16 protein-coding genes are annotated in these 14,801 nt (G+C 49.8%); 5 read left to right on the forward strand and 11 right to left on the reverse strand.

The features are described 5' to 3' along the window. Positions 1 to 2: 2 nt before the first annotated feature. The 7 genes from ACN0T0_RS08450 to prfB all read right to left on the reverse strand — a co-directional run bounded on the left by ACN0T0_RS08450 (position 3) and on the right by prfB (position 5,938). Entirely contained in the window at positions 3 to 929 is a 927-nt protein-coding gene (locus ACN0T0_RS08450) for an alpha/beta hydrolase fold domain-containing protein (protein ID WP_417225061.1), read from the reverse strand. A gap of 120 nt (positions 930 to 1,049) precedes the next feature. After that, positions 1,050 to 1,604: a hypothetical protein gene (locus tag ACN0T0_RS08455; protein WP_417225063.1), complete on the reverse strand. Its 555-nt coding sequence runs from the start codon at positions 1,602 to 1,604 to the stop codon at positions 1,050 to 1,052. A gap of 50 nt (positions 1,605 to 1,654) precedes the next feature. Further along, positions 1,655 to 2,341 carry a uracil-DNA glycosylase gene (gene ung, locus ACN0T0_RS08460; RefSeq protein WP_417225297.1) on the reverse strand — a complete coding sequence of 229 codons (687 nt, stop codon included), beginning with the start codon at positions 2,339 to 2,341 and terminating at the stop codon, positions 1,655 to 1,657. Positions 2,342 to 2,369: 28 nt separating this feature from the next. Continuing rightward, complete coding sequence (locus ACN0T0_RS08465) at positions 2,370 to 2,819, reverse strand: hypothetical protein (RefSeq protein WP_417225065.1); 450 nt, start codon at positions 2,817 to 2,819, stop codon at positions 2,370 to 2,372. Then, positions 2,816 to 2,977, reverse strand: coding sequence for a hypothetical protein (locus ACN0T0_RS08470; protein ID WP_417225066.1), 162 nt, complete (start codon positions 2,975 to 2,977; stop codon positions 2,816 to 2,818). The genes ACN0T0_RS08465 and ACN0T0_RS08470 overlap by 4 nt, the downstream gene beginning before the upstream one ends. 198 nt (positions 2,978 to 3,175) lie before the next feature. Further along, positions 3,176 to 4,678: a lysine--tRNA ligase gene (gene lysS, locus ACN0T0_RS08475; protein WP_417225068.1), complete on the reverse strand. Its 1,503-nt coding sequence runs from the start codon at positions 4,676 to 4,678 to the stop codon at positions 3,176 to 3,178. A gap of 165 nt (positions 4,679 to 4,843) precedes the next feature. Further along, a complete protein-coding gene (gene prfB / locus ACN0T0_RS08480; RefSeq protein WP_417225070.1) occupies positions 4,844 to 5,938 on the reverse strand; it encodes a peptide chain release factor 2 in 1,095 nt (364 codons plus the stop codon). Between the two features lie 211 nt (positions 5,939 to 6,149). On the opposite strand from prfB, the gene nhaD reads away from it, so the two are divergent. Further along, the gene (nhaD, locus tag ACN0T0_RS08485; protein ID WP_417225072.1) at positions 6,150 to 7,610 is read left to right on the forward strand and encodes a sodium:proton antiporter NhaD; all 1,461 of its coding nucleotides are present in this window, start codon (positions 6,150 to 6,152) and stop codon (positions 7,608 to 7,610) included. Positions 7,611 to 7,633: 23 nt separating this feature from the next. Here nhaD and fldB read toward each other — a convergent pair whose 3' ends face one another. Together fldB and ACN0T0_RS08495 are read right to left on the reverse strand one after the other, a co-directional pair. Then, positions 7,634 to 8,152, reverse strand: coding sequence for a flavodoxin FldB (gene fldB / locus ACN0T0_RS08490; protein WP_417225074.1), 519 nt, complete (start codon positions 8,150 to 8,152; stop codon positions 7,634 to 7,636). 34 nt (positions 8,153 to 8,186) lie between these two features. Beyond that, positions 8,187 to 8,513 (reverse strand): phasin family protein, encoded by a 327-nt coding sequence (locus tag ACN0T0_RS08495; protein ID WP_417225076.1) that lies wholly within the window; start codon positions 8,511 to 8,513, stop codon positions 8,187 to 8,189. Positions 8,514 to 8,660: 147 nt separating this feature from the next. Between ACN0T0_RS08495 and gloA the strand changes: the two genes are divergently transcribed. From gloA to ACN0T0_RS08510, 3 genes are all read left to right on the forward strand, one after another. Then, entirely contained in the window at positions 8,661 to 9,041 is a 381-nt protein-coding gene (gloA, locus tag ACN0T0_RS08500; RefSeq protein ID WP_417225078.1) for a lactoylglutathione lyase, read from the forward strand. Positions 9,042 to 9,370: 329 nt separating this feature from the next. Then, a complete protein-coding gene (locus ACN0T0_RS08505; protein ID WP_417225080.1) occupies positions 9,371 to 10,177 on the forward strand; it encodes a tetratricopeptide repeat protein in 807 nt (268 codons plus the stop codon). A 186-nt stretch (positions 10,178 to 10,363) separates the two neighbouring features. Continuing rightward, positions 10,364 to 10,801 (forward strand): RDD family protein, encoded by a 438-nt coding sequence (locus ACN0T0_RS08510; protein WP_417225082.1) that lies wholly within the window; start codon positions 10,364 to 10,366, stop codon positions 10,799 to 10,801. 142 nt (positions 10,802 to 10,943) lie between these two features. Here ACN0T0_RS08510 and lptG read toward each other — a convergent pair whose 3' ends face one another. Together lptG and lptF are read right to left on the reverse strand one after the other, a co-directional pair. Next, the gene (lptG, locus tag ACN0T0_RS08515; RefSeq protein ID WP_417225084.1) at positions 10,944 to 12,005 is read right to left on the reverse strand and encodes an LPS export ABC transporter permease LptG; all 1,062 of its coding nucleotides are present in this window, start codon (positions 12,003 to 12,005) and stop codon (positions 10,944 to 10,946) included. Continuing rightward, the gene (gene lptF, locus ACN0T0_RS08520) at positions 11,995 to 13,098 is read right to left on the reverse strand and encodes an LPS export ABC transporter permease LptF (protein WP_417225085.1); all 1,104 of its coding nucleotides are present in this window, start codon (positions 13,096 to 13,098) and stop codon (positions 11,995 to 11,997) included. The genes lptG and lptF overlap by 11 nt, the downstream gene beginning before the upstream one ends. Before the next feature lie 178 nt (positions 13,099 to 13,276). Here lptF and ACN0T0_RS08525 point away from each other — a divergent pair, with 178 nt between their 5' ends. Next, the gene (locus tag ACN0T0_RS08525) at positions 13,277 to 14,773 is read left to right on the forward strand and encodes a leucyl aminopeptidase (protein WP_417225087.1); all 1,497 of its coding nucleotides are present in this window, start codon (positions 13,277 to 13,279) and stop codon (positions 14,771 to 14,773) included. Positions 14,774 to 14,801: the final 28 nt, after the last annotated feature.

Here is a 14,801-nt window from a genome sequence, read left to right on the forward strand (position 1 = left end):
GCCTAACAAGGCTGCAAAAAACCGCTCATTGTAGCGGTTTTTTTCTGCCTGCAATCTCTGCTCATTACTACTGATGACGTCCGTAACAGTGTCTCAACCGAGGTATCCAGTGACGCCATAAAAGTCTCAACCGATCCGGTATAGCGGTTCGGCAGGCCCAGCTCAACATTAATAGCCCGGTGAGATAAATCAATCTTCAACACCTCAGCACGGGCACCCAACGATTTAGCTTTTTGAACAAACAGTTGGGCTTGCTGGCAGGGTGCATCTTTACGCTTTTCTGAGCATACCGCTAAAAAAGGCGCGATTTTTTGCCGCAGCTGAAACATCGGTGAGGCTTGTTGCCAATAAGCCGGCTTTTCGCCAAACGCCTTATGATAAAAACGTCGTGCAGCGCCACCCTGCATAATCGCCTCGACATCATAGACGGCGGAATCCAACCCGATGGTGCCGAGCCAACGCGCGCTCGAGTTATCCTTGTTCGCTAATGCTTGCATCGCAAATGCCGGTTTTGTCGCCAGTAAAGAGACTAAATGCGCCCCTGAGGAATGTCCCATTAAGATAAATTTAGCGGGATCAGCACCCCAGCGAGACGCATGATGCTGCGCATACAATAAAGCCCGCATCACATCCTTCGCTTGGCTAACGGGGTCGGCCTGAGGCAATAAACGATAATTCACCGAGATCAACACAAAACCCTGAGTCACCAAACGCTCAGCTTTATTGTAATAAACCGCTTTTGATGCTTTATCGCCTATTTTCCACGCACCGCCATGGATCATAAAGATAACCGGTGCCTGTTGTGCATTTACCGGGTAATAAACATCAAAGGTTTGCTGAGCATCCTTGCCATAAACAATATCTTCAGCCAGTTGAATGTTCCCCGCGAAGGCTTGCATGGAGAACAACAAACACCCAAGCTGCAACACTCTGGCGAAAAACCTTAGACATCTCTCCCTGTCAGCAACCAACATACCTTTCGCTCCCTTACGATCATTAAGTCCGTGTTAAATCTTTCGTAAAGCCCGAAAAAGCCTAAAGCATTTCGCTTAATGAGGCTCCAGTGTGCGGCGTAAATGCAGACTAGGGCCAATCTGAGTATCGGCCTGATCGGTTTGCAATATAACCAACTCACCATCAACAAAATCCTGCTCCATCCCCAGCATAATGGCCGAACCATTATCGAGATGCAGCACTAACAACGCATCGTAATTAAGTGATTCTGAGGGCACATTTAAATCCGGCGCGATAATATCGATTAACTCTCGCTGCTCATAAATATCAATCGATACCAACCGTGCGGCCAGCGGCAAGCTAATCCAACTACATTGATCCGGCTTTGGTACCAGGGCCTCCACCTCGGCCACTGCCAAGCAACCGACACTAAAACCATCACTAAAAGGATGTCGAGCGACACTCACCTCGATCCAATGCTCATCATCTAAGCGAAAGCGCAGCCAGCAGGCGCGATTCATATCCTGTCCTAAACAGGTATGTAAACCACCGGCCCAGATCTCATCTAAGCGTAGCTCGAACAGCTCCGAGAGACAGGCCTGTGCCTCAGCGTCGAGATGAAAAACTTTCAAACGAACAGTCTCGGTCATTCAATCTCTCCTTGTCACCGATACGAATTAGAAAAAACACACCGGTACGGTTATTCAATCACCGTAGGTAACTGCCACTCAATCAAACCTTTACCCTGCTCGGCAAGATAATCATTAGTTTGACTAAAATGCTGGCAGCCAAAGAAACCTCGATAAGCAGCCAAAGGCGAAGGGTGAGCCGAGGTCAATACGCAATGTCGCTGAGTATCAATCATAGCCCCTTTTTTCTGTGCATAACTACCCCAGAGTAGAAACACCACATGCTCACACTGCTCATTCACCGTGGCAATCACTCGGTCCGTGAAACGCTCCCAGCCTTTACCCTGATGGGATGCCGCTAGGGAATCCTCTACCGTAAGCACCGCATTTAACATCAACACCCCTTGCTGCGCCCAGCTTTCCAAATAGCCGTGATTAACCGGCGTAACACCCAGATCACTCTGCAATTCTTTATAAATATTGACCAATGAAGGAGGTGTTTTGATACCCGGACGTACGGAAAAACAGAGGCCGTGGGCTTGATTAGGCTGATGGTAGGGGTCCTGCCCGATAATCACGACTTTCACCTGATTCAATGGCGTTGCTTCTAGCGCATGAAACCAATCACTCTCCGGTGGATAGATAACCTTCCCTGCCGCCTTTTGCTGCTGTAAAAAGGTTTTAAGTTGCTGCATATAGGGCTTTTCAAACTCAGCCTCTAGCCACGGCTGCCAACTAGGGGCACTGTTTAACGTCATCACCACATTACCACTCATTCAGTTATCCCTAATTATCACCGCTATCACGAATTTTCGCATGCGTATCACCCTGCCATATATCTCGCGTAAGTGTTTTGCCGTAGATCAGCGAGTAATAGCGTACTTTACCCGGCGCATGTGAAATGACCCCTGATATCAGAATCACCAGAATATAGAGCCAGGCTTCCGGGCGTTCAAACCAGTAAAAACCACCGATTAGTATCAATACTTTAAACACCACCAGTTGCCCACGCAGCTGATATAACCAGATCGAATCAATATACAGCTCTTTAGCCGCCATCAGTACACCGCTGCCGATCCCCAATAGCATAAAGGGCCACCAAGCTGACTGCGGCTGATGAAACAGGTATGCCCCGGCTAAACCGGCTATACCCACCAAGTGCAAGGAACGCAGCACAATACTGAGCCAACGCTTACCGGGCAGGTGTCGTTTATGTTGCGGTATTAACCAACTCATACTGGCTCCTCATTACGCGGTTTGAGAGTAGATATTTGCGGTATACAGCGATTCAAACGAGCCCTAGCACTGCGCTCGCGGAACTGCTCAAGAATCCTGTCCATCGCCGCTCCTGCGCATCCCTGCGCCCGCGGCAACTGCTCAAGAGTCCTATCCATCGCCGCTCCTGCGCATCCCTGCGCCCGCGGAACTGCCCAAGAGTCCTATCCATCGCCGCTCCTGCGCATCCCTGCGCCCGCGGCAACTGCTCAAGAGTCCTATCCATCGCCGCTCCTGCGCATCCCTGCGCCCGCGGCATACCGTACGTCCTGTACATAAAAAAGGCTGCCCTTGGGCAGCCTTGGTATGCGGGGTGTTTAGCCCCGAGGACGCATCGCAGGGAAGAGGATAACATCCCGAATGGAGGCTGAATCGGTGAATAGCATCACCAAACGGTCGATACCAATACCTTCACCAGCGGTGGGTGGCAAGCCGTATTCCAGTGCGTTGATATAGTCAGCATCGTAATGCATTGCTTCATCATCACCGGCATCTTTCTCGGCTACCTGAGCACTGAAACGCTCCGCTTGGTCTTCAGAATCATTCAACTCGGAGAAACCATTCGCCAGTTCACGACCACCGACAAAGAACTCAAAACGATCGGTCACAAACGGGTTACTATCACTGCGACGGGCCAACGGTGACACTTCGGTTGGATACTCTGTGATAAAGGTCGGTTGCTGCAGACGGTGTTCAACGGTTTTCTCGAAGATCTCAATCTGCACCTTACCTAGACCCCAGATATCTTTCACATCGATATCCAGACGCTCAGCGATTTGACGCGCAGCGTGATCATCAGCCAGCGCTTCAGCGGTAATATCATCGTTATAGTGCAGGATAGAATCAAACACGCTTAGACGGGTGAATGGTTTCTCTAGATCGTACTCAAAGGTTTCCAGTACTTCACCATCATCGTTACGGATGGTGTTAACGATAGTGGTCGTACCCAATACGTTCTGCGCCACGGTGCGCAACATATCTTCGGTCAGATCCATGAGGTCTTTGTAGTCCGCATAGGCCTGATAGAACTCAATCATGGTGAATTCTGGGTTATGGCGGGTCGACAGACCTTCGTTACGGAAGTTACGGTTGATTTCAAAGACTCGCTCAAAACCACCGACAACCAAACGCTTCAGATACAGCTCTGGTGCGATACGCAAATACATATCTCGATCCAAGGCATTGTGATGGGTAACAAAAGGACGTGCAGTTGCGCCACCCGGAATAACCTGCAACATCGGTGTTTCAGCTTCGATGAAGCGTTTTTCAGTCAGGTAGTTACGAATACCGGCCACAATTTTAGAGCGCGCCTCAAAAACCTTCCGCGATTGCTCATTCATAATCAGATCAACATAACGCTGACGATAGCGGGTCTCGGTATCCTGCAGGCCCTTATGCTTGTCTGGCAGCGGATGCAGGTTTTTGGTCAGCAGCTGATACTCACCGAGGTCAACATACAGATCACCTTTACCGGATTTATGCAGCACACCGGTCACACCAATGATGTCGCCTAAATCCAGTGATTTAGCAAAAGGACGCGCTTCTTTATTAACATAAAACTGAATCCGGCCCGTCATGTCCTGAATAACACCGAAAGCACCACGGTTCAGCATCACCCGACCAGCAATACTGACCGTGATCCCTTCTTCAGCAATCTCTTCCTTCGTTTTATCACCATGCTGATCTTGCAGATCTTGGGCATAACTATCACGACGGAAAGCATTAGGGAAAGCGTTACCCGCTTCACGCAGCGTGTTCAGTTTTTCACGACGCTCTGCTATCAGGCGGTTTTCATCTTGCTGCTGAGTGTTATCAGACATTTTATGTTGAACCTTCAATGGTTAAATCTTTAATTCAAGGGACCGCTCAGTCGCGATCTCTGCATATATGCACAGTGCTCTAAAAAATTAAGCGTGGTGAAAGCGAATCAGCAACCATAGACCAGTGTGAACACCATAACGGCCACTCAGTCGCTTTACCGGCGCTTACAGACCGGCCTTAAGACTCGCTTCGATAAATTGATCCAGATCGCCGTCCAGCACTTTATCGCAGTTACTGCTTTGAATGCCGGTACGCAGATCTTTAATGCGCTGGTCATCCAACACATAAGAACGGATCTGACTGCCCCAGCCAATATCCGCCTTATTATCTTCTTGCTCTTGCGCCGCTTCCGAGCGTTTAAGCATCTCCATCTCGTAGAGTTTTGCTCGCAGCTGCTTCATACAGGTGTCTTTGTTCTGGTGCTGTGAACGCTGACTCTGGCTCTGCACGACAATGCCGGAAGGACCGTGGGTAATACGTACCGCGGACTCGGTCCGGTTAACGTGCTGACCACCCGCGCCGGAAGCTCGGTAGACATCCACCCGCAAATCAGCAGGGTTGATATCGATATCAATATTGTCGTCAATTTCGGGGGACACAAACACCGACGAAAAGGAGGTGTGGCGACGGCCGCCGGAGTCAAAAGGCGATTTACGCACTAACCGGTGAACACCGGTCTCGGTCCGCAGCCAACCAAAGGCATAAGGCCCCTGAAAACTGATGGTCGCCGACTTAATACCCGCAACATCACCGGCTGAACATTCCACCAGCTCGGTTTTAAAACCTTTATCTTCACCCCAACGCAGGTACATCCGCAGCATCATTTCGGCCCAATCCTGCGCTTCTGTACCACCGGAACCGGCTTGAATATCGAGATAAGCGTTATTGCCATCGGCTTCACCGGAGAACATCCGACGAAACTCTAACTGATTCAGCATTGCTTCAAGGTTGGCGACTTCCGTGCGGACTTCCTCAACGGTATCCTCATCATCCTCTTCAACCGCCATATCCAGCAGATCACGGGCATCGGTAACGCCACTAGTCAGATCATCAATAGTTTTGACCACCCCTTCCAGCATCGCACGCTCTTTACCCAATGCCTGTGCACGTTCAGGCTCACTCCAGACAGCAGAATCTTCCAGCTCCCGATTTACCTCTTCTAGGCGTTCCTGCTTTTCTGGGTATTCCAAATAAGCGCGCAAAACCTCGGTACGTTCGGTAATATCTTTCAAGCTATTGGTGATCGGATTGATTTCCATCGTATTCGCTTAACTCTCTCTATCTGCACGGGGAGCTTATATCTGCCCCCGGGTTGTACGCCGGAGTGAAATGGCCGTTTAAAAAAGCAGCATATTTTACCCGATTAGCCGGCAGCTGTGTATCCAATGGACTTAAAAAACTCGACTTTACCTCCCTTAATCAGCAAGAATTGGGGTTGCTATGGTTAACCAAGGGATAACGAGAAACAAAATGTATCGCTTACTCATACTGCTCGGCACCGTTTTAGCCCTCGCTCCCGCCCCTTTAATCGCCGCCGAGATCAGTGCGGCGATACCGAGCGGTACGCAGCACACCGATAGTTTTATCGGCATCACCTGCGTCGCCATTTTTCTGATCAGTTATCTATTCGTTCTCGGTGAAGAGTTTTTCCACCTACGTAAATCCAAACCAGTCATCGTCGCCGCCGGTCTGATCTGGCTACTCGTCGGCCTGGCCTATACCCTTGAAGGGGATAACGAAACCGCCGCCATTGCCTTCCGCCACAACCTACTGGAATATGCCGAACTGTTTTTCTTTTTGTTGGCGGCCATGTCCTTTATCACCACCCTAGAAGAGCGCCAAGTGTTTGCCGCATTACGCGCTTGGTTGATCGCCTGCGAACTGAGCCTGTTACAGATTTACTGGGTGACCGGCGCCCTCGCCTTTTTCTTATCACCGATTGCCGATAACCTTTCGACCGCTCTGTTAATGGGTGCCGTCGTGATGGCCATCGGCCAACAGAGTGTAAAATTTGTCGCGGTAGGCTGTATTAATGTGGTGGTGGCAGCCAACGCTGGCGGAGCCTTCAGCCCCTTTGGCGATATCACAACGCTAATGGTCTGGCAGAAAGGCATCATCCCTTTTGCGGATTTCTTCCACCTCTTTATTCCGGCGCTGGTCAGCTGGCTAACCCCCGCCATCATCATGATGTTCGCCATCGAAAAGGCCCACCCAACGCCAGAAAAGCGGCAACAGAAACGGCAAATTAAAGCCGGGGCTTGGCCAATTTTAGTACTCTTTCTACTCACGATTCTGCTAGCTGTCACCAGTAACAGCCTGCTTAACCTGCCGTCGGTGCTGGGTATGATGACCGGTTTAGGCATTTTAAAGCTCTATGGTTATTATCTCAGTCGGCATGAAACCAATATTCGCGATACCGGCCATATTCATAACCACCATATCGACAACCTCTCCGATATCAGCCAGATGAAGGGGGATCACACCGACGTTATCCGCCGTTTTGATATTTTTCAGGTGGTCGAACGGTCGTCCTGGGATACCCTGATGTTTTTCTATGGCGTGGTGTTGTCGGTCGGCGGGCTTGCCGCGCTCGGTTATCTCGGGCTGCTGTCAGATCTGGTGTATGACCACCTAGGGCCAACCCTTGCCAATAGTTTAATCGGCGTAGTGTCATCATTGATCGATAATATCCCGGTGATGTTTGCAGTCTTGACCATGCAACCGGATATGTCCATCAACCAATGGCTACTCATCACCCTCACCACCGGTATCGGCGGTTCATTACTCTCCATCGGTTCAGCCGCAGGCATCGCCTTAATGGGCCAAGCACAGGGAGTGTACACCTTCTATAGCCACCTAAAATGGAGCTGGGCTATCGCCCTCGGCTATCTACTCAGTATTGCCGCCCACCTCTGGATCAACGGTTATTGAGCGAAGCCGTAAACAAGTGACAACTAATTATCGAAGGCGGCCAATACCGTTGGTACCCAACGGGCGATGCGATCAGCGGTCAGCTCATTTTGACAATCTTCATCCAAAGCTAAGCCAACAAAACAGTCCTGCCCTTCGGTCAGGGCTTTAGAAGCCTCGAATTGATAACCATCGATAGGGAAATAACCGCACATTACCGCACCACGACTGACTAACTTATCGTGCAAGGCGCCCATCGCATCAAGGAACCATTCACCGTAGCCAACTTGATCGCCCAAGCCAAACAACGCACATTTAACGCCATTGAGATCGAGTTCATCCAACTCCGCCCAAACATCCGACCAATCTTCCTGTAGCTCACCATAATCCCAGGTAGGGATACCTAAGATCAGATAACGATAATCAGCGATACCCTCGAGTCCATCAGCCGCTAATTCGTGTAGATCGACACGATCAAAACCAATACTCGCAGCGATCAGTTCGGCACAACTTTCGGTATTGCCCGTTGTTGATCCGTAAAAAAGACCAATTTCCTTACTCATTACTTCTCACTTAATTCATCAGAACTAAAAACTATTATTTTGGCGCAAATGCATCAAAGGCGTCGTTCGCCAGCTGTTCAACTGATTCGCGAGCATTTTTCAGCGCAGTAATATTACGGTCATTCGCTTGCTTTAAGGTTTCCTCAAGCTGCATTGCATACTCCTGTTGCGATTTAATCAAATCGTCAGTAGAGGCACAGTTTTGCATCTGCCGAGTTTGCGCAATCGTGGCATCAATACACGCCTTGGTGCATATCATCTGCTGGCGGGTCAATTCTTCCAGCATTTTAGTTTGAATATTGACCAACTCTTTAAAAGGGCCGATGGATTGGTTCACAGCTTTTGACATATCTTGAAACATAACAGTATCCTTGCTCGCCATTCTGCCAACTGATGAAAGATTGCCCATGGATTAGGCGCCATAAAAAGCCACCTATGGATTAATTTGCTCTGGCAGAGGGATAGTTTACGATGAATTACTGTCAGGCCACAAACAGGAGAACGTAAAATGCGCTTATTACACACTATGCTCAGAGTGACTGATCTACAGAAATCGATCGCTTTCTATACTGAGATGCTCGATATGAAACTGTTACGCAGCACAGATTTTCCTGACGGCAAGTTTACTCTCGCCTTCCTAGGCTATGGTGACGAGTCGGATTCCACCGTACTAGAGCTAACTCATAACTGGGACACCGACAGCTATGACATGGGTAATGCCTATGGCCATATCGCGGTCGAAGTGGATGATGTCTATGCCGCATGCGATAAAATCAAAGCGAAAGGCGGCGAAGTCGTTAGAGAAGCCGGTCCCATGAAGCATGGTTCAACGATTCTGGCTTTTGTACGCGATCCAGACGGCTATATGATCGAACTGCTCGGGGGCTAAACCTTCCGCTTAATCAGCACCGGCACGCTAGAACGGCACCTCGTTATCAGGTGCCGGCTTGCAACAGCTGCATCAACGCGCGTTTTAATGCTCGTGGCACGGTTTTTACCCCTATTTCAACCTCCAGTACCACCTCCCATGATCAAAATCATGATTTTTCGCCGCTGATAATGTAGAATGCCGCCAACATTAGACCCTGCTAATGAATAATTTCACTGATCTGCGCCAACAGGGCCTGCCAAAAAGATCCGTTTTGTCCCTATCAACAACGGCAGACAGGCCTATAATAGGCGCCAAATTTTTACTTTTAACTATACGGGCGCAACTCGATGAGTAAGAAACTACTACTGGCCATGACCGGCCTGCTACTGACTCTCAACACAGCCTCTGCCTATGCCGCCAGCCTCGCGAAAGGCATGAAAGCCTTTGAAGCCAAAGACTACAGCACGGCGATGAGTGAGCTGAAGCCACTAATCAGCGACAACAACTTAGATGCGATGAATCTGGTCGGTCAGATGTATGAATTCGGTCTAGGCATTGATGTTAATGAAGCGGAAGCCGTAAAACTGTACGACCGCTGTAGCGCTCAAGGCCATCTAGACTGCGTAAACAGTCTGCGGGCGTATAAAGATAAAGGTTATAAAGTTGAACTAAAAACAGTTCAGCCTGCTGCTGACGGTGGTGATGCGACTGCCCAAAACCGTCTGGGCGAGATGTATGAATTTGGTTACGGTGTTAAGCGTGATGCTGCACAAGCGATTCAATGGTACCAACTGGCCGCCGATCAGGGGCTAGTCGCCGCACAATATAACCTCGGCCGGGCGTATAACTTTGGCACCGGTGTTCAGCAGGATTTCGCGCTAGCTGAAAAATGGTACCGCAATGCCGCCGAACAGGGCTATATGGACGCGATGTTCTTCCTCGGCGCACTCTACTCCAACGACCACGGTGGCGATGAAAATCAGCAAACCAACATTACCGCTTACGCCTGGCTACAAAACGCGCTGGAACTTGGCAACCAAACCGCTACCGCTATTCAGTCTCGCATCGTGATGAAACTATCTCCAAGCGAACTAGAACAAGCGAAATCGCTGGCCACAGAGTACAAAGAAAAGTTTGTAACACCGTTTAAATAATCCAATAGGATTAATCGATAAGCCGGGCCTTAGGTCCGGTTTTTTTATGTCGGCGACGGTAACATCAAGCGATATTTTGATGCTATAGTCAGCTCCATTAGCCTGACCCAGTAAGCGATTTCAATCACATGACCCGCGTATGTCAGGCCCAGACATAAACCTTAGCAAGAGACAGTAACAATCAACATGAGTATACCTTTCCCCGAAGTTGATGGTGAACTACGCCAGCCAAGTTTGATGCGCCGTTTTGCTGCGATGATCTATGATGGTTTTTTGATTGTCGCTATCTGGATGTGTGCCGGTTTTGCGGCGGTAGGATTGAATAACGGTGAAGCGGTGGGCGGCCCTCTATTCCAAACCGCGCTATTTCTGCTCACCTTCGCCTTTTACGCTTATTTTTGGGTACGCTTAGGGCAAACACTGGGGATGCAAGCATGGAAACTCAGAGTACAGACTCTCGATGGCTGTCATATCAGCCTACGCCAAGCCCTTATCCGCTTTATGACCGCGATTGTCTCGCTCGCCTGCTTCGGCCTAGGCTTCTTCTGGATGCTATTCTCCGCCAACAAAGCCACTTGGCACGATAGTTTTTCCGATAGCCAGATCGTTCTGTTACCGAAATAAACACGGCTTGGGGCAGGATTATCATCCCCAATCTACGCCAGACTTACAGCGTCGCTGGCTTTTTCTTTTTTGAATAAGTGACGCTATGGGTGATCGTCGAACTTTTTGTGACCGTCAAGTTACCAGCAACGGTGCTCTTCGCTCACCCCGCCCGCTTAATCAACCAACCACCCAGTGATATGCAAACCACTATCGGCACCAAGGCCGCCCATACTGGATCAATGCTGTACAGACTGCTCACCGGGGCAAGAATATCCTGACTGATCTTAAATACCATGCCGACGACCACACCGGTGATAATGCGTTGTCCGGTGGACACACTGCGCAGTGAACCAAAAATAAACGACACCGCCACCAGCACCAGACCGATAATTGCCAGCGGCTGAAACACCTTGCGCCAGAAGCTCTGCATATAACGGTCATTATCCAGTTCCTGCTCCGCCAGATATTGGCTATAGCGATACAGCTCACTGGTAGACATCTCTTTGGGTTTAACCATCAGAACCTTCAAACGCTGCGGCGTCAGCTCGATAGACCACGGCAGGGTGTCATAAAAACTCGTCTTGGTCTGATCATCCAAGAAGCGGGTTTCCACCACGCTATTCAATAACCAAACACCATTCTCATAATGACCTGACTGAGCATAACTACTGAAAGTAAGATGACTATCCTCCGCCAGCGAGAAGCGAGTGACTCCCTGAATATCGCCATCTGGAGTGACCACATTGATATGGATATATTCGCCACCTTCCCGGTGCCAGACACCGGTACGGGCGGAAATCGTGCCACGATTAAGATGCTGAGCACGAATACTCTCAGACAATGCGCCAGTATAGGGGGCGATGTACTCGCCCATCACCAATGCCAACAACGAGAGTAAAATAATCGGCTTTAATACCATCCTCACCAACCGCCAGATGGAGATCCCGGCAGCCCGCATAATGGTTAATTCACTGCCACTGGCCAACCCACCCAGCCCCAGTAAACAACCCACCAAACAACCTAAGGGCAGATACTCATAGAAAGCAGCAGGCATGTTTAAGGCGGAATAACCCAACATAATCAGCAGAGTATAACCCTCGTTGAGTTCGGACATCTCGTCAATCACCTTGAATAAGAAATCCAGACCGACGACGATCAACATCACCACCAGTATGCTAATTAGCACCTGCTGGCCGATATAGCGATCTAGCTTAAGCAGCATGATCAGCCTCCCGTCGTTGCCAGAGTTTTTTCCACGAGCCATCGAGGTATAACAACAACATCGCCAAACCAAAATACAACAAATGTACCAACCAAAGCAGCATCACCGCGCCGCCATCCTTTTCAATATATTTACGCACGTTGGTTAACAACATCAGATAGGTCATATACAACAAAATCGACGGAATCAGTTTGGCATAGCGCCCCTGACGCGGGTTCGTCTTACTTAGAGGCACTGCTAGCAAAGCGACAATCAAGGTCAGCATCGGCAGCGATAAACGCCAATGTAGTTGCGCCCGTTCAGCCGCCGAGCCATTAATTAAATCACCGGAGGGCAGCGAATAAAGCTTATTAACCTCCTGTATCGGCTGTTGATCCGGCAAACGAATCCCGTACTCTTCAAAGGCGATCTGCCGATAATCGGCTTCACCGGGGTTACCCTCATAGCGATAGCCATTATCCAACACCAGATAACGAATACCGGTTTCCGGATTGGTATAGCTGCGGCCTTTCTCTGCCACCACCATCACCGCTTGCTCGCGATCGCCAATGATCACTTTTTCCGAGATAAACACGCCATTCATCGAGCCACTGGTTTTATCAATCTTCTCGATATAGGTAACTCGGTTGCCACGGGACATCGCCTGAAAGCGACCTTCACTAATGACATCAAACTCAGCGATATTACGCTGTTTTTGCAACATTAGTTCGGTCTGATTCGCCCCCAAAGGCGATAGGTACAGGCTCATAAATGCCACCAGCAACCCGGTCAGTACAGCAGGCCCCAAGGTATACATGGTCAGGCGGCGCTGACTCATACCGGTTGCCTGCAGCACCACCATCTCACTTTCGAGATATAAGCGGCCATAAGACAGCAAAATGCCCAGAAACAAGCCCAGCGGCAAAATCAGCTCAAGAAACCCTGGCAGACGAAACAAAAGGTAGTAAAATACCGCTTCCATCGGAATTTCTCCGGCTGCAGCGATACTTAAGTAACTGATAAAACGACCACTCATTATGATCAGCAGCAGTACTAATGTAACTGCGGCCATACTGATCAATACCTCTTTGGCCAGGTAGCGAAAGATAATCAAACTGCCATATCCTGTATTATTGCCGGTAAAGAATTCTCACTGATACCGAAAACGGGGTTTTGTTTCTGCGGCATTAGGATAAAATCCGGGTATCAATTTAAAGCCGGTTCAACATCAACACCTGAACCGGTACGTCATTATCTTATAAACCAGGCACGATGTCTTGTGTGGAGAAAGCATGGAATTTGAAATAGTTACCGGGTCAGTAGAGTCCCTTGAAACTGACTGTTTAATCGTCGGCGTTGCCCCTGATGGCGAACTGGCACCCTCTGCAGATCTAATCAATAAAGCATCTGCCGGTTATCTGAAAGATGTGCTTGCTGATCACCAGGGTAAATGCGGTGAAGCCTTACTGCTGCATAAAGTACCAGGCATCAGTGCTAAGCGTGTATTGTTAGTCGGTCTGGGCAAGGCCGATGAGCGTAGCGACCGCAACCAGCTTAAAATTATTCAAAGTATCATGGGACAGGTGAAAGCAATTCGCTGCAAAGCCATTGTGATTGCACTGGACGGCCTCGAAAGCGCGGATCAAGATCTTTATCGTCAACTGCGCCACAACACCGAATGGGCCAGCGCTGAGCTGTATCAATATGATGCCACCAAGAGCAAGAAAGCCGATGCCCTCAGCCTCGAAAGCATCGCTTTCCTGCTGAGCCACGACAATGCCGAGCTCGGTGAATTTTCCATTAGCGATGGTTCTGCGATTGCTAACGGTATCGACACGGCTCGCGAACTAGGCAACCTGCCCGGCAATATCTGCACCCCAACCTATTTGGCAGAAAAAGCCCTGACGTTGGCGCAAGAGTGCGACGATCTCACCACCACCATTCTCGATGAAGCCGAAATGGAACAACTGGGAATGCATTCCCTGCTATCCGTGGGTAAAGGCAGCTCAGAAGCCTCTAAACTCATCGTGATGGAGTACAAAGGCGGCGAACCAGATCAACATCCCCACGTGCTTGTAGGTAAAGGGATCACCTTCGACACCGGCGGCATCAGCCTGAAACCGGGTGCCAAGATGGATGAGATGAAGTTTGATATGTGTGGTGCTGCTAGTGTGATGGGCGCGATGGAAGCACTGACTCAACTCGGACTCGACCTAAACGTGGTTGGTATTATCGCCTCAGCGGAAAACATGCCGGCTGGCAACGCCTCTAAACCGGGCGATATCGTCACGACTATGTCTGGCCAAACAGTTGAAATCCTTAATACCGACGCCGAAGGCCGTTTGGTACTCTGTGATGCCCTGACTTACGCCGAACGTTTCGAACCTGAAACCGTCGTTGATGTCGCTACCCTGACCGGTGCTTGCATCGTCGCACTGGGTAACCATGCAACCGGCCTGCTCTCCAATGATGACCTGCTAGCGGATGACCTATTGGCCGCCGGCGAATTCGCCGCGGATAAAGCATGGCGTCTACCGTTGTGGGATGAGTATCAGGAACAACTGGACAGCAACTTTGCCGATATGGCCAATATCGGTGGCCCAGCTGCGGGTACCGTGACTGCCGCTTGCTTCCTGTCCCGTTACACTAAGAAGTATCGTTGGGCGCATTTGGATATCGCCGGCGTGGCGTGGAACAGCAATGGTAAAGCGAAAGGCGCTACCGGCCGCTGCGTCCCCCTGTTGTGTCAACATTTGATCGCCCAAGTTGACGATCTGACGGAAGAGTAAGTCAGTCAACCGGTTAGTCTGGTCATGA

The sequence above is a fragment of the Amphritea sp. genome (assembly GCF_048266285.1).
Taxonomy (GTDB): domain Bacteria; phylum Pseudomonadota; class Gammaproteobacteria; order Pseudomonadales; family Balneatricaceae; genus Amphritea.